The 20,287-nt window shown below is 35.0% G+C and carries 22 protein-coding genes and 1 riboswitch; of the genes, 3 read left to right on the top strand and 19 right to left on the bottom strand.

Annotation, left to right across the window (positions count from 1 at the left end; translation table 11 throughout):
• Nucleotides 1–77 precede the first annotated feature (77 nt).
• The 10 genes from AAA926_RS06925 to guaA form a co-directional block, all read right to left on the bottom strand.
• Nucleotides 78–467, bottom strand: a complete 390-nt coding sequence (locus AAA926_RS06925; RefSeq protein WP_338212198.1) for a DUF3021 family protein — start codon at nucleotides 465–467, stop codon at nucleotides 78–80.
• 1 nt (nucleotide 468) lies between these two features.
• Complete coding sequence (locus tag AAA926_RS06920; protein ID WP_034981503.1) at nucleotides 469–921, bottom strand: LytTR family DNA-binding domain-containing protein; 453 nt, start codon at nucleotides 919–921, stop codon at nucleotides 469–471.
• A 1-nt stretch (nucleotide 922) separates the two neighbouring features.
• Nucleotides 923–1,768: an ABC transporter permease gene (locus AAA926_RS06915; RefSeq protein WP_338212197.1), complete on the bottom strand. Its 846-nt coding sequence runs from the start codon at nucleotides 1,766–1,768 to the stop codon at nucleotides 923–925.
• Complete coding sequence (locus AAA926_RS06910) at nucleotides 1,769–2,623, bottom strand: ABC transporter ATP-binding protein (RefSeq protein WP_338212196.1); 855 nt, start codon at nucleotides 2,621–2,623, stop codon at nucleotides 1,769–1,771.
• 169 nt (nucleotides 2,624–2,792) lie between these two features.
• Nucleotides 2,793–4,370, bottom strand: a complete 1,578-nt coding sequence (locus tag AAA926_RS06905) for an ATP-binding cassette domain-containing protein (protein ID WP_198180024.1) — start codon at nucleotides 4,368–4,370, stop codon at nucleotides 2,793–2,795.
• On the bottom strand, nucleotides 4,360–5,961 hold the full coding sequence (locus tag AAA926_RS06900) for an ATP-binding cassette domain-containing protein (RefSeq protein ID WP_198180022.1): 1,602 nt from the start codon (nucleotides 5,959–5,961) through the stop codon (nucleotides 4,360–4,362). The genes AAA926_RS06905 and AAA926_RS06900 overlap by 11 nt, the downstream gene beginning before the upstream one ends.
• A 345-nt stretch (nucleotides 5,962–6,306) precedes the next feature.
• The gene (gene budA / locus AAA926_RS06895; RefSeq protein ID WP_198180020.1) at nucleotides 6,307–7,017 is read right to left on the bottom strand and encodes an acetolactate decarboxylase; all 711 of its coding nucleotides are present in this window, start codon (nucleotides 7,015–7,017) and stop codon (nucleotides 6,307–6,309) included.
• 163 nt (nucleotides 7,018–7,180) lie between these two features.
• Nucleotides 7,181–7,687 carry a DUF4411 family protein gene (locus tag AAA926_RS06890; RefSeq protein ID WP_198180018.1) on the bottom strand — a complete coding sequence of 169 codons (507 nt, stop codon included), beginning with the start codon at nucleotides 7,685–7,687 and terminating at the stop codon, nucleotides 7,181–7,183.
• A complete protein-coding gene (locus tag AAA926_RS06885; protein ID WP_198180016.1) occupies nucleotides 7,687–8,799 on the bottom strand; it encodes an ImmA/IrrE family metallo-endopeptidase in 1,113 nt (370 codons plus the stop codon). Before AAA926_RS06885 ends, AAA926_RS06890 begins: the two co-directional genes overlap by 1 nt.
• A gap of 229 nt (nucleotides 8,800–9,028) precedes the next feature.
• Nucleotides 9,029–10,585, bottom strand: a complete 1,557-nt coding sequence (gene guaA / locus AAA926_RS06880; protein WP_338212195.1) for a glutamine-hydrolyzing GMP synthase — start codon at nucleotides 10,583–10,585, stop codon at nucleotides 9,029–9,031.
• Between the two features lie 184 nt (nucleotides 10,586–10,769).
• Nucleotides 10,770–10,867: riboswitch (purine riboswitch) on the top strand.
• 80 nt (nucleotides 10,868–10,947) lie between these two features.
• Between guaA and AAA926_RS06875 the strand changes: the two genes are divergently transcribed.
• The gene (locus AAA926_RS06875; protein ID WP_338212194.1) at nucleotides 10,948–11,526 is read left to right on the top strand and encodes a xanthine phosphoribosyltransferase; all 579 of its coding nucleotides are present in this window, start codon (nucleotides 10,948–10,950) and stop codon (nucleotides 11,524–11,526) included.
• Complete coding sequence (locus AAA926_RS06870; RefSeq protein ID WP_198180010.1) at nucleotides 11,526–12,839, top strand: nucleobase:cation symporter-2 family protein; 1,314 nt, start codon at nucleotides 11,526–11,528, stop codon at nucleotides 12,837–12,839. Before AAA926_RS06875 ends, AAA926_RS06870 begins: the two co-directional genes overlap by 1 nt.
• 74 nt (nucleotides 12,840–12,913) lie before the next feature.
• Here AAA926_RS06870 and AAA926_RS06865 read toward each other — a convergent pair whose 3' ends face one another.
• The 4 genes from AAA926_RS06865 to AAA926_RS06850 all read right to left on the bottom strand — a co-directional run bounded on the left by AAA926_RS06865 (nucleotide 12,914) and on the right by AAA926_RS06850 (nucleotide 14,528).
• The gene (locus tag AAA926_RS06865; protein WP_338212193.1) at nucleotides 12,914–13,054 is read right to left on the bottom strand and encodes a hypothetical protein; all 141 of its coding nucleotides are present in this window, start codon (nucleotides 13,052–13,054) and stop codon (nucleotides 12,914–12,916) included.
• A gap of 14 nt (nucleotides 13,055–13,068) precedes the next feature.
• Entirely contained in the window at nucleotides 13,069–13,365 is a 297-nt protein-coding gene (locus tag AAA926_RS06860) for a phosphotransferase (RefSeq protein WP_338212192.1), read from the bottom strand.
• A gap of 21 nt (nucleotides 13,366–13,386) precedes the next feature.
• Nucleotides 13,387–14,028 (bottom strand): hypothetical protein, encoded by a 642-nt coding sequence (locus AAA926_RS06855; RefSeq protein ID WP_338212191.1) that lies wholly within the window; start codon nucleotides 14,026–14,028, stop codon nucleotides 13,387–13,389.
• 299 nt (nucleotides 14,029–14,327) lie between these two features.
• Nucleotides 14,328–14,528: a helix-turn-helix transcriptional regulator gene (locus AAA926_RS06850; RefSeq protein WP_338212190.1), complete on the bottom strand. Its 201-nt coding sequence runs from the start codon at nucleotides 14,526–14,528 to the stop codon at nucleotides 14,328–14,330.
• A 209-nt stretch (nucleotides 14,529–14,737) separates the two neighbouring features.
• Here AAA926_RS06850 and AAA926_RS06845 point away from each other — a divergent pair, with 209 nt between their 5' ends.
• Entirely contained in the window at nucleotides 14,738–16,153 is a 1,416-nt protein-coding gene (locus AAA926_RS06845) for a C69 family dipeptidase (RefSeq protein ID WP_338212189.1), read from the top strand.
• Nucleotides 16,154–16,270: 117 nt separating this feature from the next.
• Here AAA926_RS06845 and AAA926_RS06840 read toward each other — a convergent pair whose 3' ends face one another.
• The 5 genes from AAA926_RS06840 to AAA926_RS06820 are packed head-to-tail and all read right to left on the bottom strand — an operon-like array spanning nucleotide 16,271 to nucleotide 20,238.
• The gene (locus AAA926_RS06840; protein WP_338212188.1) at nucleotides 16,271–16,984 is read right to left on the bottom strand and encodes a GntR family transcriptional regulator; all 714 of its coding nucleotides are present in this window, start codon (nucleotides 16,982–16,984) and stop codon (nucleotides 16,271–16,273) included.
• A 32-nt stretch (nucleotides 16,985–17,016) separates the two neighbouring features.
• On the bottom strand, nucleotides 17,017–18,108 hold the full coding sequence (locus AAA926_RS06835; protein ID WP_338212187.1) for an SIS domain-containing protein: 1,092 nt from the start codon (nucleotides 18,106–18,108) through the stop codon (nucleotides 17,017–17,019).
• Between the two features lie 31 nt (nucleotides 18,109–18,139).
• On the bottom strand, nucleotides 18,140–18,973 hold the full coding sequence (locus AAA926_RS06830; RefSeq protein WP_081945388.1) for a PTS system mannose/fructose/sorbose family transporter subunit IID: 834 nt from the start codon (nucleotides 18,971–18,973) through the stop codon (nucleotides 18,140–18,142).
• Nucleotides 18,963–19,724 (bottom strand): PTS mannose/fructose/sorbose/N-acetylgalactosamine transporter subunit IIC, encoded by a 762-nt coding sequence (locus tag AAA926_RS06825; protein ID WP_034981518.1) that lies wholly within the window; start codon nucleotides 19,722–19,724, stop codon nucleotides 18,963–18,965. The genes AAA926_RS06830 and AAA926_RS06825 overlap by 11 nt, the downstream gene beginning before the upstream one ends.
• Nucleotides 19,725–19,752: 28 nt before the next feature.
• Nucleotides 19,753–20,238, bottom strand: a complete 486-nt coding sequence (locus AAA926_RS06820) for a PTS sugar transporter subunit IIB (RefSeq protein WP_046332497.1) — start codon at nucleotides 20,236–20,238, stop codon at nucleotides 19,753–19,755.
• Between the last annotated feature and the right edge of the window lie 49 nt (nucleotides 20,239–20,287).

The raw sequence follows: 20,287 nt of genomic DNA, 5'->3' as shown, positions 1-20,287 counted from the left end.
ATACCATTTTATATTATAATCATGCTAAAAGCAGTTTATTAGTTAAAAATTCTGGCTTTTATATATTTCAAAGTTATTTATTTTTTCGCATTTCTTTTTTTAATACTAGAATTTATTTCTTTTACAGTCTGCACCTGTGATAAAATAACGATCAGCCAAATAACAATATAAGCTAATATAAATACGCCAATCAGCCAAAAATTAATCGGCCACTTATTTATCCAGGACATTAACAACACTAATAAAAATGTTCCTATAATATGAACGCTAAAAGCAATAGCAGGCGGCACATCCATTGCAAAAATCATTGATAAAATTCCTATTAATCCAGAAATAATAAAAACGGAAATAACACCTAAACGAGTAGGAACATCAGGAGAAGCAAAAGTCAATATTATCAAATAAGTAGCCGCACCAAAGCCCACACCGGTAAAGAAATAGTTAATGAAATTACTTAATTTTCTCATTTTAAAGACCCAACTCTCTTTTTAATGCTGGCAAATACAATCTGGAAACATCAGCTTTTAGATTATTTTTTAAAAGTGCGATCATATTTCCTGCAAAACCTACTTCTATCGATTCCAGAAAATTAATATTGATAATGCCATGTTTTGAAACCTGGATAAACCCGTCACCCAGTTTTTCTAGTACCTGATATAATCTACCAGTTGTTTTTATCATGTTTTTAGTAGTATAAAACGTAATATCTGTTGTCTGGATTTCTACTTTGATAATTTCTGTTCGTTTAATAGTTACTATTCTGTCTTCCACTTTAACTGGTAAAAGATCATATCTTTTTTCACCAAATTTGTGCAAATAATTAACTAAATCATTAACTGCTTCACTTTTTTGAGCTGCTTTAATTTCAACTTCGATTTCCTGTTCATTTAAATCAGAATCCGTTTTAAATTCAATTTTCACTTTACTTATTGCTCCTCCTATCAGTGATAAAAGAAAGCAAACCAATTACTAAAATTAGTATTGCAATCATTAATAGTAAAACGAGCATGTTATTTAGCCGCCAATTATTCATCTTAAATTGTATTCCTAAATAATTTGTTAAATGCAGTTTTACATTAGCAGGAAAAGTGGCCAGTGTCTGCTTAAGTAAAAAATATCTTAAAGCAGCTGCTTCATAACTACTTGGTACTAATTTTACCAAACTTTGTGCTTGGGAGACTAATATCCCATATGGCAAATAGGTCGCTACAGCAAAACCAGCAGCAGCTCCTAAAACAGCGGAAAGTCTGCTAAAAGTAGTACTGGAATGCATGAAAAGCACGATTATTTCATCTAATAATGTAGCTGCAATTGCACCTACCAAGATATACAAAAGTCCGGGTAAATAAGCTGATTGAGGAATCGTAATATGATCAACTAATGAAAAGTATATTGCCATTACGATAAAGGTGATGATTTGCATAAAAAAGCTGACTGTTGTTCCTGATAAAATGTAAGCAAAATTTTCTGCAAAGCCTGATATGCCTGTTAATTCAAAATCAGCGTCAGCTCGACTTTCGCGGTCACTTACTTGTTGACCTAAGGCTTGAAAAGCCGTAGTAATACCAGAAACCGCAACTATACCCGCTATCATCCATAAATCCAATATCTTAGTCACATGAGGCAATTGCTGCCAATTACTTCTTAAATTATTTTGCAAAAAGCCAATATAGATAAAAAAAGAAATCAGTGCACCCAAGCATGACATGAATACAGCAGGAATGTTAGAGAAATAAATTTTCAAATTTCTACGAAATAATGCAAACATTTAATGTATCTCCTTTCCGGTAATCTGAAGGAAGGCATCATTGATTGTTCCTTTGCGATATGAAAAATCGATAATATTTTCTTGATTGTTTTTTAAAATTTCAATTGCTTCTTGAGGGGATAATATGTCAATCGCAACTTGATTTTGACTGAGTCGAATAACTTTTTGTTTAATCTGTAAAATTTTGGTTTCCTTAACAGTAAGAATCAATTTATTAGGGGCAAATTCCGTCTTAATTTCAGCTGCAGAGCCACTGGCAAGAATTTTACCGTTTTCCAAAATATACATTTGGTCAGCATTTTCTGCCTCCTCTAAATAATGAGTTGTCAAAAAAATAGTAAGGTTTTGTTGCTGCTGCAGTTTAGTCAATAATTTCCAAATAGCATTTCTTGTTTGGATATCAAGTCCTGTAGTTGGTTCATCTAAAAAAAGCAAATCCGGATTACAAATCAATGCTCGAGCTATGTCTACCTTTCTTTTTTGACCACCTGATAAAGTGCTAAATTTTTGATTTAAAAATTCTTTGATGCCGATCAAATCAATTAGGTGTTCAAGCCACTCATTAGAAAATTTACGATACATCTGTGCCCTTAAATAAAGGTTATCCTTGACTGTTAAAACATTATCTAAAACGCTATTTTGAAAAACTACTCCAATTTTAAGATTTGAGGCTTTTGAAATGATACCTGAAGTTGGTTTTAATAGTCCTGTTAACATATTTATTGTGGTTGACTTGCCTGCACCATTCGTACCTAAATACGCCACTAATTGTCCCTGCTTTATTTGAATATCAGCTTTATTAACGGCAATTTTATTACCAAATTTTTTAGTTAACCCTTGTGTTTCAATTAACATAGCGACACCTCTTCCTTAATTTGAATTAAGCATACTAGTTCAAATCAAATTTGTAGCGCCTATTACAATAAGAGACAAAATAGTAATCACAAAAAGATAAAATTAAGACACAAAAATAAAAAAGGTGTTGATCAAATTTTGGTCAACGCCTTTAGTGTTCAAAATTAACTTATTTACTTAAATGAATCTCGCGGTCAAATAAACTTTGCAGTTTTTCATCGAAATTATGCGCGATAAAAATGACAGTACTCGGCATTTTAAGGAGTTCTTGCAAGATTGCTCTGGTTCCCTCCTGATCAATTGCACTTGTGCCTTCATCAATTAACAGAATCTTACTGTCATGTATCTGCGCGCGCGCCAAAATAATTTTTTGCCTTTGGCCACCTGAAACATTCAGTTTTTGCAAATTTACTTTGGTTTCTATACCCTGAGCAAATTGAGCCAGATCTGGTTTTAACCCAACGGTAACTGCAGCGGGTTCAGCTAGCTGGTTTAACTGAGGGTCAAACATCGTAATATTGTTTTTAATGGTGCTGGGAAATAAAACAGGATCTTGTGCAATGTAGCCAATTTTAGCCAAATCAGGTTTAATCACTTTTCCCTCTTGATCCTTAAACACTATTTTTCCCGAACTCGGTAGCAAAATCCCTAAAAGCAGCTTAAATAAAGTTGACTTGCCTGCACCGCTGTCACCTGATAGCAAAATTTTTTCGCCATAATTGACAGTGATATCAGGGAACTTTAGAGTTTCACCATTAGGAAAACTAATTGCCAAATCTTTTGTACTAAAAGCAAAAGGTGCCACTAAGTTTTGCCCATCAGTTTTTACTGACAAAGTCGCTGCTGTAACTTTATTTCTTAAAGTTTTACTGCCCTTAATTAAGCCAAAATAGAATGGCAAGTATTCGATTGCCAGCGAAATATAATGACTAAAATTACCGATAACTGCAATCGCACCAAACGTGACCAGACCGCTTTTAATTAAAATACCTGTCCAGACGAACAAAATCAGGATCATAATTTGCGCAACACCGTTGGTAATAATGGACAGAACTTGTTGTTCTTGTGTCTGTTTGAGGTTGGCTTTTTCTAAATCCTGCGCGCCCTTATGCATCACACTAGATAATTTATCACCGGCAAGATAACGCTCTAATTCAGCAATACCGCTCAACCATTTTTCAATTAGATCCAAATACTGTCTATTTTGATGAGAAACCTTTTCCGTTGCTCTTTGCAACGGCTTTTCAATTATTTTAGGTAAAACGATGGAAACTGCTACCGAAATTAAGATGAGCAGCAACAAACTCCAGTGCATCGTTAGCAGGGCAATTACGGAGAAAATAACATAGCCCAGAAAATTGCAAATGACCGGAATTAAGTTAAAAGACTGATCATTAACCGTATTAAGATCATTGGTCAGGCGGTTTTTAACTTGCGAAGTTTGATGATTCTTACGATCATAATAGATGTGACTCACTATTTTGCTTCTTAAGTTGTGATTAAATTCTTGAACTTGTCGTGTCAGTAAATATTCGGAACCCCAGTCAAAAGCATACGATGAGAGATAAGCTAATGTAGTAAAAATGATGATTAACAGCCACACTTGACCGTCATGCTGGCGCAAGGCGGTAAATTCCCACATATTTAAGTAAGATGCCCCGATTAAAACAAAGGGTTGTAAGAAACTAAAAAGCACAATGAATATGAAACGAATTCGATTGGAATGAAAAAAGTTTTTAAAAGTCATCGTTTCTCTCCTTCTGGCTTGCTAACCGAATCGTTTTATCAAACATATTTTTAACCTCAGAATTAAGATTATGAGCAATCATGATCACGGTCTTGTTAGTGTGAGTCAGGTCAGCAATAATTTGCATAGTTGCTTTACTATCAATGGCACTTGTCGCTTCATCCAGCAAAATAATTTCATCAGCGAAAACTTCTGATCTGGCTAGGATAATCTTTTGCCTTTGACCACCAGATAAATTGTTTTTATCCAAATCAACTTGGGTATCAGTTCCTTGGGGAAACCTTGCAATATCGCTCTGCAATTGCACTTTATTAATTAAATTAGGCACTTGATCCAACAATTGTCGATGAAACATCACGATATTTTCCGCAATTGTTCCTGGAAATAATTGCGGATCTTGAGCAATGTAACTGATACGTTTTAAATTTGGTTGAAAAGCTTGCCCTGCTTTATTTCTGAAAATAATTTGCCCTTGATAGGGCTTGATCTTACCCAAAAGAGCTTGAAAGAGTGTTGACTTGCCAGTTCCACTGTCGCCTGCAAGCAAAACTTTTTCACCCTTATTGACCACAAAATCGGGATATTTAATTATTGGACCATTAGGATATTTAAGCGCCAAATTTTTAATTTCAATTTGGGCAATTTGAGCAGATGACCTATTCGGTTTGGTTTTAGTGTTAGAAATCAGACTAGCAGTAGTTTGATTGATATTTTTAGTGGATTTAATCTTGACCGCAGCACTTGTAATAGAGGACACAGCTGAAAAAATACCGAAAGCAAAAGAAGTCGAAGCTAATGCCGCCCCAATTTTTATTTGCCCAGTTAAAAACAGGATGCCCGCTAAAAAGGCGATCGACATTTGCCCTAAGGTATTGCCAATTCCATTAATTGTATTAGAAGCACAGTTTTTATTGGTTTGATTGACTTTAGATTTTTCTAACTTCTCAGCGTAGCTGCTCAATTCTTTATTTAGGATCGTCCATGCATGATACCGCCGCAGTTCATTTAAGCCATTGATCCATTCACCGATACCAGTAAAAAAAGCGCTAGTATTTTGCATCACTTTTCTACTTGCCTCTGAAGTCATGCGCGCCATTATTTTGGGTAAGCTTAAATCTATTAGAACAAAAGTTGCAGTTAGTAAAACAAAAGACCAATTTAAGCTAAAAAGGACGCCAGCAGAAAGCAAGATAATGAATAAATTGCTAAGAACATTAACCCACGGCAGAGCAAAATCGCTGGTCAAAGTATCGAGATTGCTTTGCAGATAGTTCTGCATTTGCGCCACAGTCGCATCGTTTTCAGTATAAAAATGGTCTACCATTTGCCCTCTTAATTGATCAAGATATTCCTGAATCTGAGCGTTAAAAAGGTAAGTCGCTAAAGGCAGAATAAATACACCACAAACTACTGGGATAAATTCAATTAATTGCCAGCGAATGTAAACTGGCAAATTGCCGACACTTAATCCATTAACTGCAAATTGAAAAAAATATTGGTCAAGTGAGCCGGTAACAGCGAAAATAAAATAAAGTAAAATAATAAAAATTGCTCGTTGTTTATTAGAGCCAATCAGTCCCCTTAATGTCATATGCTTGCGTCTTTCATTTAATGCTAAATCAATTTTATTAAATTTATCTAATAATAAAATGAATGAGCAAGGGTGTCAAATTAGCAAACAAAATATAATCGCTGGTTATAAATAAAAACTAATTCCAATGAAAAATTAGTTTGAAAGTGTTTACTTTTTGATTTGTTGGTTTACAGTAATGACGGTAATTAAAAGGTTTTTTACTTTTTTGGTAAATTCTTACTTTCTGAAGTGTATTGTTAAAATTATTAGCCACTCTATTTTTAAAAAATTTGAGTCATTAAAAAATGCTCAATTATAGTTTTAACTATAATTGAACACTCTTTATTTTATTTGCATATAAATTTATTCCGATTTCGAAATAACATTATCTAACTTGCTGGTGTCACTTAAATTCGCATTTAAAAATTCCTGATTATCAACTGGCAAATGCAATTCAAAGTTTTCTATTGGCTGAACGCTGACTGTTACATCTTTCATTGTAGCTGCCAAAACATGACCGCCAAAGCTTAAATCGTCGGCCAAAAAGTGATTGTGAAATCCTGAAACTCCAACACCTTGAAAAACAGTTGGTGTGTAATAAGTAATCATTGTGCCTGAAATATTTTCAGCTTCAAACTCTACTTGATTTTCAGCTATTTTTCCCAGAGACGGATAAGGCTTATGAGATTTTTTAGAAGACCTTGTACGAATTTTTTGGAAAACACCTTTAGTCAATATTGCGAAAAATTGATTTTGGACGTTATTTTTGGTTAAAACATCTTTTAGCATTTCTGTTAATTCGACATTTTGGTATTCTTTGAATTCGTGATAATCCGCAAAACTAACGTCAGCATAAGTCACTTTAAAATCATCTGGCAGTTTCACAGCTGGACCACTAACATCTATTTTGTAACCAACACCGTCTAATATCACTAATTCACCATCAACGCCATCACCAGTTCCGATACCAATATTGCCATGTTTTAACAATTCTCGCAGCGGTAAAGTACCTTCCAATAAACCTTCAACTAGCATTTGCATTGTCCCGTGTTGAAATAATGTGTTTTTTGTCATATTTGCTGCTCCTTTTTTCAAAAACTTATATATAAAAACAACCAGAACAAGATTAGTTTTTACAAATTAGTTTAGCACCAATTTGTTTTCAAATTATTATGTCTGATTGTTTTTCAACTCTTGATATTTTTAGTTTAGTAAATAATTAGCGCGGTCTAAAAATTCAAATGCACAAATTGATTTTTTCAAAGAAATCATTCATGTCAATGCAACCAACTTCTAAATCATCGCACACATCAGGTATTTTTGCAGCCTTATTACCATTTGGATTATGCAAATTAGGATTACGAATTTCGCTTGTTACAATTGTTAAATTTTCTTCTTTTGCAATAGCAATAAGCCAAGGATCTGCAATTTTCTCATGTGCCCATCCTCTGTCAGCTGATAAAGCTTCTTCTTTATAATATTCACAGTCATCAATATATTGTAGTACTTGTGCCCATTGCATTGCATAGTTTTTATGGTTTATTATTTCTTTTAAATAATTTTTGTCCAACCATTTTCTAAAATTAGTGTCTTGGTAGTTTTCATCAACCACAATTTCGGGAATGGCAACATATTTATTTAAAATGGCGGGTAGCTTAGCCCAAAAGCTTGGAAAATACTTTACCCGATAATACCGTTCATAAAAATTTATATAGATATTAGTATCCAGCAAATATTTTTCCATTACATTCTGCCCCCCGTCAGAATCTTAAACGACTTATAACTAACACCAACAATATTAAAAGCATCCGTATAAGTAATCTTATTTTGTTTTATGGCATTTTCAATATAATGCACAAAAGTCTGATCAAAGTGAAACCTGATATTATTATCATAATTTCCGCCCTTAGATTTTTTGCTTGGCGGAATTTTTGCAAATTCTTTTTCTAACTGTGAAACCTTTTCATCATATTCTTTTTTTGTCAAAATGTTCATATCATATAATCTACGTACAATGACAAATTTACTAACAGGAAATTTGTGAGCTAAAAATTCAATATCGTAGTTATTTAGTTTTCTAATTTCTTTATCTGGCAGCAATATTTCGGCTGTAACTTTATTAACAAAAGCTTCTGTGCGATCAAACTTGTATGATTCTGCATCAACTAAACTGAGTATTTCTTCCTGATCAAGAAAAAGATGAACTAATTCATGAACAAGTGTAAATAATCGACCTGCTTCGCTATCCTTAGAATTAACGAAAATAATAGGTGCTTTTTTGTCACTTAAGACAAAACCCCTGAACTCATCTAGCGACAAACTTCGATGCGTGTTGCTTTTTACCGATCCATTAAAGAAGATAAAAATGCCTATTTGACTCATTTTATCTCTAAAATATTTCAACGCATTCTTTCCCACATTTTTCTGATAGTTAATCGGAATATTGAGATAATTGCGAATATCATCTACAACTTGCTGATACTCACTTTTAACTGAATATTTTCCAATAAAATCAAGTTCATAATCTATTTCATTTCGGAGAAATTCCTGCTTTGTTTGCATTTCAATAATCGTATCTCTAAGTTCATTACTAATCTTTTCAATACGATTTGAATTAATCGTTCTAAATTTAAGTGTATTCTTATTGGCCTCAACTGGATCTGAAAGTAGCAGCAAACCAGTCGGCACATCAATAAGTTTAGCAATTTTTGAAAGTTGATTAAAAGTAGGGTTTTTACTGCCATCTAAAAAAGCATCAATGTTCTGAACTTTCATTTGTAAATAATCTTTGGAAACACCAGAATTATCAATATAATAAGACAAAGTATGTGGATTTATGCCTAATCTAGTTACCATTAAAAACACCTCCCTTATTAATACGCATTTATACTTTTATTTTCCTAAAAAATTCACATTAATGCAATCTTTAAAATTATTTTGTGATATTAAATTTGTTTTAAACAACTAATGAACTATTTTAACATTTTTTATAAATTAAAAATATTAAACACGCTCGCTCATAAAAATTATGAGTGAAAATAAAAAGCTTTGAAAGCCTAGTAGCTAGCAAAGCTAATTTATCTTATTATTCCCATTCAATCGTTGACGGTGGCTTACTGGTGACATCGTAGACTACGCGGTTAATATTTGGCACTTCATCAACAATACGCGTTGAAATCTTTTGCAAAACATCCCATGGCAAGCGAGCAAAATCAGCGGTCATCCCATCAATTGACGTAACGGCACGAATACCAATAGTATAGTCGTAAGTGCGACCGTCACCCATCACGCCCACGGATTTGATACCGGGCAAAACGGTAAAGTATTGCCATACTTTTTCCTGTAAACCGGCCTTTTTAATTTCATCCCGCAGGATTGCGTCACTGTCACGCACCAGTTTGAGTTTATCCTCAGTTACTTCGCCAATAACGCGAATGCCAAGACCAGGTCCTGGGAATGGCTGCCGCCAAACTAAATCATGCGGAATGCCTAATTTTTCGCCCAGTTCACGCACTTCATCCTTAAATAACTTGCGCAAAGGTTCAATTAATTTAAAATGCAGATCTTTAGGTAACCCACCAACGTTATGGTGCGACTTGATTGTCTGGGCAGTATTAGTGCCACTCTCAATCACATCGGTGTAAAGGGTGCCTTGGGCTAAAAAGTCCACATCCTTAATTTTCTTTGCTTCATCCGCAAACACCTCAATAAACTCTTTACCAATGATTTTACGCTTTTGCTCCGGATCGGTGACACCTTTCAGTTTATTTAAAAAGCGTTCTTGGGCATTTACCCGAATAATGTTAACGCCTAAATCACGGTTCAAGGCAGCCATTACTTCATCGCCTTCATTTTTGCGCAACATACCGTGATCCACAAAAATAGCCGTCAGCTGGTTGCCAATCGCTTTGTGTAAAAGGGTGGCAGTAACGCTAGAATCTACCCCACCAGATAAACCCAGAATTACTTTTTTATTACCTACAGTTTTTCTAATTTCAGCAATTTGCAAGTCAATAAAATCGGTCATTGACCAATCAGCTTTAGCGCCGCAAACTTTAAACGCAAAATTACGCAAAATATCAAGACCATACTGCGTATTGCGCACTTCCGCATGGAACTGAATACCATACATTTTAGCTTGATCGTTAGCAATAGCTGCAATCGGGCAATTCTTACTTGAAGCGACCGTTTCAAAGCCAGCAGGCGCACCAGTGACCAAATCACCATGACTCATCCAGACGTATTCATCTTTAGGCAAACCGGCAAATAAAACAGAGTTAGTATCTTCAACTTCGATGTCGGCACGACCATATTCCGAATTAGCAGCTTTTTCGACCTTGCCGTTTAAATAAGAAGCCATTAGTTGCATCCCGTAACAAATGCCCAGAATAGGTATGCCCAACTTAAAAATTTCAGGGTCAACTTTCAAAGCATTTTGGTCATAAATACTGTTAGGACCTCCCGAAAAAATAATGCCCTTGGGGTTAATCTGCCTTATTTGGTCCATACTAATATCATGGGGCAAAAGTTCAGAATAAATACCAAAATCCCGCAACCGCCGTGTAATTAATTGATTATATTGACTGCCAAAATCGAGCACAATAATCTCATCAAAATCACTAATATTCTTTTTCACCGACATCCAAGCTCCTTTACTAACCTTCTTCAATACAATATCAACTTTACTAAGAAATAGTTCAGTGGTCAACAATTTTTTAGCGTTATACTATTAGTTCACGAATATTTTTAAAAATAATTATATAAATAATTCGAGATTCACTTTTAAAATTGGTCTTGCACATATTATGCGACTCTGTTACAATGCTTGCAACAGGAAATTAAATATCTATATATTGCCGTAATGAGGTCGGCAGTTTCTACTCAGAACCGTAAATTCTGAACTATGGATAATTTGGCATTTTGTGTGGCTATTTGCTGCTTTAAAGGGCTTTTTTTACCATAGTTTTGGTAGAAAAAGCCCTTTTTGTGATGAAGGAGGAAAAAGTGAAATTATTAGAAGACCGGATTCGTAGTGACGGAGAAGTTTTACCCGGTAACGTTTTAAAAATCAACTCGTTTTTAAATCATCAGGTAGATCCCGAACTAATGAAGAAAGTGGGAGAAGAATTTAGCCATTTATTTAAAGACAGTGGCATCACAAAAGTTTTGACTTGTGAAGCTTCTGGAATCGCTCCCGGAGTAATGACAGCCTACGAATTGCATGTGCCTCTGGTGTTTGCCCGCAAGAAAAAACCTGCAACACTCAATGACGCGGTATATTGGGCAGATGTTTATTCTTATACTAAAAAAGTCACCAACCAGATTTGTGTTGAACAAAAATTTTTGGATCAAGATGATTGCCTGCTAATTATTGATGACTTTCTGGCAAACGGCGAAGCAGTTAAAGGCATGATTAATATTGCTAACCAAGCTGGTGCTGAAGTAGCTGGTGTCGGTATCGTAGTCGCAAAAACTTTCCAGGGCGGTAGCGACTGGATTAAAGAACACGGTTATCGCCTCGAAGCCTTGGCAGAAATCGACAGTTTAGCTAACAATCAAGTACATTTCGTGGGAGAAAACTAATGGCAGAAAAAGAAGTTAGCCAGCAAAAAGCAGCTGTTTTAGGTTTACAGCACCTGTTAGCAATGTATTCCGGGGCAGTCGCTGTACCCCTTCTAATTGGAAATGCATTAAAATTTTCTCCTGCACAAATGACTTACCTTGTTTCAATTGACATTTTCATGTGCGGCTTAGCTACGCTATTACAATTAATGCGCAATAAGTACTTCGGCATTGGTTTTCCAGTCATTTTGGGCTGCGCCATTCAAGCAGTTGCCCCATTGCAAATGATTGGTCAAAAATTCTCAATCAACGACATGTATGGTGCCATCATTGTTGCCGGCATTTTTGTAGTTTTAATCTCAGGCGTTTTTGCTAAAATTAAAAAATTCTTTCCTCCCGTCGTAACAGGGACTTTAATCACCACTATAGGTTTAACACTTGTTCCAGTGGCAATTCAAAATATGGGTGGTGGCAATTCTGCTGCTAAAAGTTTTGGCAGTGGTCAAAATCTCCTTCTGGCTTTTTGCACCATGTTCATTATCTTGGCACTGGAAATTTGGACTAAAGGATTCATCAGGTCAATCTCAGTTTTAATCGGCTTAGTTGCTGGAACAGTAATTGCAGCCTGTATGGGACTAGTCTCATTCACTCCTGTAGTGGAAGCATCTTGGTTTCACTTACCTCAACTGTTCTATTTTGGAGTACCGAAATTTGAATGGTCTTCCAGCCTGACAATGATCATTATTGCTTTAGTATCAATGGTTGAGTCTACTGGAGTATTCTTTGCAATTGGTGATCTTTTGCACCATGATGTGACCGAAGAAGACTTGAAAAAAGGCTATCGTGCTGAAGGCATCGCCCAAATTTTTGGCGGTTTATTCAATGCTTTTCCTTACACTACTTTCTCTCAAAATGTTGGTCTTCTGCAATTATCTGGTATTAAAACCAAGCGTCCGATTTATTGGGCAGGCGGCTTACTCATGGCTATGGGATTGTTGCCTAAAATCGGTGCCATGGTAACAATCATTCCTACCCCAGTTTTAGGTGGTGCCATGCTGGTCATGTTTACCATGATTGCTGTTCAGGGCATTAAGACTTTAGCTAAAGTTGATCTCAGTGATAACAATAATGTATTAATTATTGCCATCTCAATTGGACTTGGACTTGGTGTTACTATTTATCCTCAATTTTTCAAAAACCTGCCGGCTACTGTCCAATTATTTCTAAGTAATGGGATCGTAATTACCAGCCTGTCAGCTACTATCCTGAATTTCTTACTTAAAGGAGGTGATAGGAAGGCAAAACAAAAAACTCAAACTGCAAATATCATGTAAATAAAATTGTTTTTACCCTTGAGACAATTTTGTTTGCACCAAAAAAGTATCTTCTCTGTTAAGAAGATACTTTTTTAATTTGTAAATATCAAAGCATTCATGTTTGCCTTGTCGCTATTTTTCTTTCTGATGCCTAAAAATGAAAAACAAGTTGCCAGCATTTGTTCACCAATTTGCTTAAATGACTTGTCAGCAATTTTTTCAGTATATTTCATAATTCCAATCGCAGTTATAAAAATAAGAAAGATTGCGTCAAAGGAGTAACTGCTACTTCTTCACCACATTTCCTATATCCATTTATAAAGGAAGCAATTAGTTTTAGATTTAACCTGAAATCTTGGTAAAAGAGTTTAATGAAGTCCTGATAATTTACCCCCATGCGAGCGCGCTCAAAATCAATTAAACTCAGTTGACCCTCAACAATTTTATAATTACGTAAGCCTACATCCCCATGTAAAACAGTAGTGGCATGAGCCTTTAGGTCTTCTTCAATATCCGCTTTTCTCGTTGTAAATAAAGCTAACACTTGCAGCAGTCTGCTTTTAATTTATTCATTCTGCAAACTGTTACTGTCAAATTTTGCTTTCTCAAACAGCTGATTATTAAGGTATATTCCAGAAAACGGTTTGACGTTTTGGTGAAAACGAGCTAACTGCATTCCCATGTCAAATGCCATATCAGGAGTGATTTCTTCTTTAATATCAATTGGCGCCAAATCTTTCATGACTAAAACAAATTGTTTCGTCTGCTTGACAACAAAAGTGTCTAATACACGAGTATTCAGTTGCTCATTAACAGCTTTTTCGGTTAAGAATTTACCTTCTTGAGAAAAAACCTTAATAAAAATCACTTGTTTATAAATTTCACTATAACCAAAAAAGGTGCTGTTTAATGACTGATGTGTTATTTGGGTTAAGGTCACCTTTAATTTTTCCTTTAAAATTTCCTTAGTTTGCATATGTATATCTCTTTTAGTCTTTAGGCTTTCTATAATTCTTAATTCAAATTGGTTCACTCGCTTTTCTTGCCAATCGAGGTAGCAGTAAGCAGAGACAAAAGACCATTGACTTATAATGATTAGCCCGCTAATCACAATAATGCCCATAACAGAAACTGAAATAGCTATCACGATTGATTGTGATGGCAACTTTTCAATAACTATTAAAATAAGAAGTAAACCAACGGACAAAAATAAAGTTACTATACCACTAATATAGTTTGTTCACAGCATTAATTCCATTCACGTTCATCATTATGTTACATATTGGCTGGATAGCTATCGCTCTTTCAATCTCATATGCGTCTGTAGTTAAGATCTAGCTTTTTTCGCTCACACTTTTTAAAACTTTGCAAAACAATAGTAATAGTATGATAGTCAGTCTTAAAAAGAAAGGGAGATTTTAGGAAACCCCAAATAAAACTATCGAAGTAATCACAAATGTTTTTAAAAATGCATCATAAACAATGTTTTTCTTTGTATTAATCATTTTATTCTTCACTCTTATATAAGAATAATTCGTCAACCGTTACCTCTAATATCTTAGCCAACTGAAAAGCGAGTCCTAAAGATGGGTCATACTTATCATTTTCAATAGCGTTGATCGTTTGCCGAGTAACATGAGCAGCTTCGGCTAATTGGGCCTGTGAGTATCTCTGCTCTTTAGGCAATTGAGCAATTCTATTTTTCACTAGTTCACTCTCCTTTCAAACATATTTGACATTTCATTTATAGTAAAACATCTTTTACATATTGAGCCAACACCAAAAAATATATTTTAGTTAAAATCTTTAAATTGAAAAAGTAATAATAATTTAGGTTTAAGTTTACTTATTTTTTTGCAAACAACCCGTTTTTTTTAATACAATATAGATTAAGTAATTTTGAAAGGACAGATAAGATGAAAAAAGCAGAATGTACGACTATTCTTGTCGGTAAAAATGCCACCATTGACGGCTCAGCTATGATTGCCAGAAGTGAAGACGGTGGCCGTGAAATAATTCCTGAAGGTTTTGAACTTATTACACCGGAAAAACAACCCAAGCATTATGAAAGTGTCATTAGTCACCAAAAGATTGATGATGAGGACTTAGCAGAAAAGCCTCTGCGTTATACCAGTGCGCCTGATGTCTCCGGTGAAAGCGGCATCTGGGGTGCAGCCGGAATTAACTCAGAAAACGTAGCAATGACTGCTACTGAAACTATTACCACAAATGCACGTATACAAGGCATTGATCCCCTTCTTGCAAAAGGAGGTCTTGGTGAAGAAGACTTTGTTACTTTAACATTGCCTTATATTCACAGCGCCCTTGATGGTGTTAAGCGCATTGGTTATTTACTGGAAAAATATGGCACTTATGAAATGAACGGTATGGCTTTTGCCGACCACGATGAAGTTTGGTACCTGGAAACTATTGGTGGTCACCACTGGATTGCACGCCGTATTCCTGATGACGCCTACGTTGTTGCTCCTAACCGTTTAAACATTGATGAATTCCACTTTGGTAAAGATGGTTTCTTGGCAGATGATACCTTAGAAGACTTAATCAAGGAATACCATTTAAATCCTGACCGTGAAGGTTACAACATGCGTCATATCTTTGGTAGTTCAACTATTAAGGATGCCCACTACAACAATCCGCGCGCTTGGTTTGTTCACAATTACTTTGATCCAGAATTCGGCGGCAAGCCAACTGATCAGGATCAACCTTTTATTTGCCACGCAAACCGCAAAATTAGTATTGAGGATATTTGTTTTGTTGAAAGTTCACACTATCAAGATACCCCATTTGATCCCTATGGTGATCAGGGTACCCCTGAGCAAAAGAAAACCTACCGTCCAATTGCACTTAACCGCAACTTCGAAACCCATATTTTGCAAGTTAGAAATGATGTACCCGAAGAGATTGCAGGTGTGCAATGGCTTTGCTTTGGTCCAAATACCTTTAACAGCTTCGTCCCATTCTACACGAATGTCAACGACACGCCAGCCAGCTTCCAAACTGGTCCTAAATTTGATTTGAACAAGATTTTCTGGTTAAACAAATTAACAGCACAATTGGGTGACACTAATTTTAAAGTCTACGGTGAACTTGAAAATGACTTTGAACAAAAATCATTAGCACAGTGTCACTTCATTCAACACGAAACTGATAAAAAAGTTGCAGGTCTGTCAGGCAAAGAAGCTGAAGACTTATTAACTGAGGCCAACCAAAAGATGGCTGATCAAGTTTATAACAATACTATTGAACTACTGGGTAACATGGTTAATGAAGGTCATAACCTGGCAACACTTAAGTTTGACTTGTTAGACTAATCTAATATTCAATCTCTAAAGAAGACTTAAAAAGGCTCAATTACGTTAATTAACGCTGTTGAGCCTTTTATATTGCTTATTTTCGCAAAAGAAATACAAATTTTTATAGAATTGTCATTACCTAATTCTTATTTGATAAACATCAGGATCCACAAATTCTTCACTACACTGAACCATCTTGCCATCCTGATTTTTAAGTACATTGTCAATATTTAATAATGAACAGCCAAACGGCTTAGCCAACAAATCAGATAATTCTTTATCAGCTTCAGTTGCACTGACTAATGTTTCTTGAGGACTTAATTTTTTAATAAGTGGATTCTTTTTTAATGCTTTATATAAAGATACTTCAATGTCACTTTTTTGCAAAAATTCATAGAATGGAGCCAAAATATAACTATCATCAACAATTACTGGTTGTTCATCAAGAAACAAGACCCTTTTAATATTTAAACAAGTTGATGAATTTAAGCGAAAAATGTTTTGGATTCTGCGTGATGGAATAATTTGGGCAAAATTGATTATTTTTGATGAAGGTAAAAAGCCGTTCTTTTTAGCCGTGTATGAGAAGCCTTCTACAGAATTAAGCCGCAGAAGCTTTTTTACTTTTCCAGGTTTCCTGACATAGCTGCCATTACCTTGAATTTTTTCGATTAATCCTTCTGTTGCTAATTGATTAATTGCCTTTCTTAAAGTTACGCGACTAACCCCAAATTCACCTTGTAATTCACTTTCGGTAGGAAGCTTGGAATCGACCGGATATTCACCATCCTGTATTTTTTGCTTTAGTTTTAACATTACTTGATAATACAAAGTATTTTTTGCTTTCATTCTTTTGAAAACCAACTTCACTTCAATTAAAATTACTTAACGTTATTTGCTTTAGTTATTAAAACATCTTTTGTATCTGGATAATTCCTAACATTAAGGTCCTTACCTTGACTAGTATAAAGTAGATAAGCAAATAATTGTAATGGTATACAATATTCTAACGGACAGAAATCTGCATCGTTTAAAAATGATCCTTTTAATACGTGTTTAGAAGATATTCCCTCTTGTGAACCAATAGAATATGCATGATCAGTTTGTTCATTCAAGACTTTGAAAAGCTTATTAGCTCTTTCATAGCCATAATTTACTGATGCAACAATAATAGTATATGTTTCTTCATGCATTGAAGCAATAGGACCGTGTAAAAATTCTTCTACTTCGAAAGGTTGGAAATAATCTCTAACGGTTTCTAGAGATTTTAATGCACCTTCCATAATTGTGCCTTTATTATTACCATAACCCAATAAGTAGCCGTGATGGCAGTTTTTCAAATCAGCTGAGTTTTCTTCAAACCAATTCTTGCTTTCTTTGATAATTTCATTTAAGTTATTGACCGTTTTTTCCAGACGATCAATATATTCGTCATATTCTTTAACGGTCAATTGGCCCGCCTTTTTAGCCGCTTCAAGTGCAATTAAATAAAAGGTAAGAATTGATGCACTATAACCTTTTGTTTTAGGGCCAACGTGCTCAAAGCCGCAGGCCAAAACAATCTTGTTTTGCGCTACTTGTGAACAAGAATTATCCCGATCTTCAGTAATCACAAAATTATCACAATTCAGGCTGTTTGCTCTCTCTAAAGCTGCAATTGTGTTAGTGCTCTCTCCTTCTTGGGTAATAGCTATGACTAGATCAGCACTTGTGGCCAACTGTTCATAATGAGCAAAATTATATGAATTAACCGTTATTATATGCTTTTTCAATATTTTTTCCATAAAAGGCTGTGCTGTAATGCAAGAATTGAAAGATGTGCCTGAACCAACCAAATAAATATTTTGGTATTTATTCGTATTATCTGCAAAAGTTTGTGCAAAATTGCTATACAATTGCTCCCTATTGGCAATCATTTTTTTAAGTGTATCTTCTGTTTCAGCAATATAATCAATCATTGACCAAGTTTTCATTATTAATTATCCCTTTCTTTAATAGCAAGTTTTACTTAAAAATTCCGAAATATTTGAAAATTATTCCAAAGGCAAAACAACCGATCATAATCCAAGATGTTTTTACATGCTTTTTTTGCAGTAACCAGTATATGAAAAATGTAACTGCTAATGGCAATAAATCTGGACATATTTGATCAACAATACTTTGTAGATTTAAAACTGTTTTACCTGACTTAAAGACATAAGCAAACTTGATATTAACCATTGAAGCTATCATACCGCCAATTACTGTCAGTCCCATGACAGAAGCAGCATTAGTCGCCTTTTGGAAACCACTGCCACTAGATAAAGAATCAATTGCTTTAGTTCCCAGATCATAGCCAAGAAAGAGGCCATAATATCTGGTCAAAAAATGAGGAATATTGTACAAAATCAAAAATAAGATTGGGCCTAAGATATTTCCTTTTAAAGCTAAAGTAGTGCCGACACCAGCAGCAATAACTCTAAAAGTCCCCCAGAAAAATGTGTCTCCAATTCCTGCCATTGGCCCCATCAAGGCTACTTTGATATTGTTAATAGTCGAGATGAAAAAGTTGGAATTAGTAGCCGCCTCTTCTTCCATTGAAGCTGTAATTCCTAGTATAAAAGGAGACATAGCATAAGTAGTATTGTACACTTCGGACTCTCTGGTCAATGCTTTACTCAAATCTTTTTTATCAGGATAGAGCTTTTTTAACACAGGAATAATTGAATATGCGAACCCAGGAGCCTGCATTCGGTCCATACTATAACAAGCCGGTAACAAAAAGGCACGCCAAAATACTGACATTAAATCTTTTCTGGTTAGCTTTTTTCCTTTAAACATTTCTTCTTTAGATTTCATTGTCTTCTGTCTTCCCTTCGACTCCACTGCTGTTAGATAATAATATTAATGCTGCAATTACTGCACCAACCATTGCGACTCCAATGTTAGTAAGTTTAAAGAATGCTACCAAGATGAAACCCAAAAATAGGTATGGAGCAAATTTTTTGGTAAATGTCAGTTGCATAAGCAATGCAAAACCTAATGCTGGTAAAATACCTGCTGCTAAGGCAAAACCACCAGTAAGCCAATCTGGAATAAATTTCACCAGAGATTTAAATACTGGTGCACCTAAAAGCATAGCTACCAAAGCGATCAAGAATGGGAAAATAAAATAGTTAAATAATCCCAGCCATTGATTTCTTTCCATCGTTTTAGTATCGCCTCTGCCAGCAGCTTCTAATGACTTTTGACTTAAAATTTGATTTAAAGGCACATAGGTGATGTATTTTGTTGCCATTGCAAATGCAGCAATTGGCATTACCAAAGCAAGTGCAAGTTTAGGGTCAGTATGCGATTGCAATACTAGTGCAGTACTAAGTGCACCACCCAAAATAACATCAGGTGGTGCGGCATTGGCTCCAATTCCTACAACACCCATTGAAAGAAGTTCAATTTGAGCTCCCAAAATTAACCCTGTTTTAACATCTCCATAAACTAGCCCCACCAGCGTACAAATTACAAGTGGTCTTTCCATCATGGTCATACCGAAAAGTCTTTCATCAATATGTCCAATTCCTGCAATTAACGCAACCAAGAATGACTGAATCATAGTCTTCCCTCTTTCTTTTCAAACATAACTATTGTTTATCAGTAATACTTTTAAAAGTATCTGACAAATCTTCAAATTTATGGTTAGGCGTAGGTTGCATACCGACCTTTATTCCTTTAGCCATAATCCTTTCAAATGAACCAATATCCTCCAATGTTAAATTTAAATTATCACGAATCATTGGTGCATTTTTTCTTATTCCACCAATAGTAATCTTTTCAACCCCATTCACATGCTCACAAATTTTTTCAGCATCAAACGGATTATTAGTTAAAACCATCACACGATAAGAACTATTTTGCGGATTATTTAAAAATTCAATAGCGCCATCAATTGTTCTAAAACCGATTTTGGTACTCGTTGGCACAGCCAATTTCATAGTACTCCGACGAATTTTATCGTTAAAAACCGCATCATTCGCTACTAAAACTACATTTGCTTGTACTCTTGGAATCCAAGTCATGACAACTTGGCCATGTACGAGTCGATCATCCATATGCATTGCTACAATCAAAATAATATCCTCCTGTCTATAAATAATACCTTTTAAAACATATTATACA

The sequence above is a fragment of the Lactobacillus juensis genome (assembly GCF_036246285.1).
In the GTDB taxonomy this organism is placed as follows: Bacteria; Bacillota; Bacilli; order Lactobacillales; family Lactobacillaceae; genus Lactobacillus; species Lactobacillus juensis.
The sequence above is the reverse complement of the archived record's forward strand: the minus strand, read 5'-3'. Positions and strand labels throughout refer to the sequence as shown.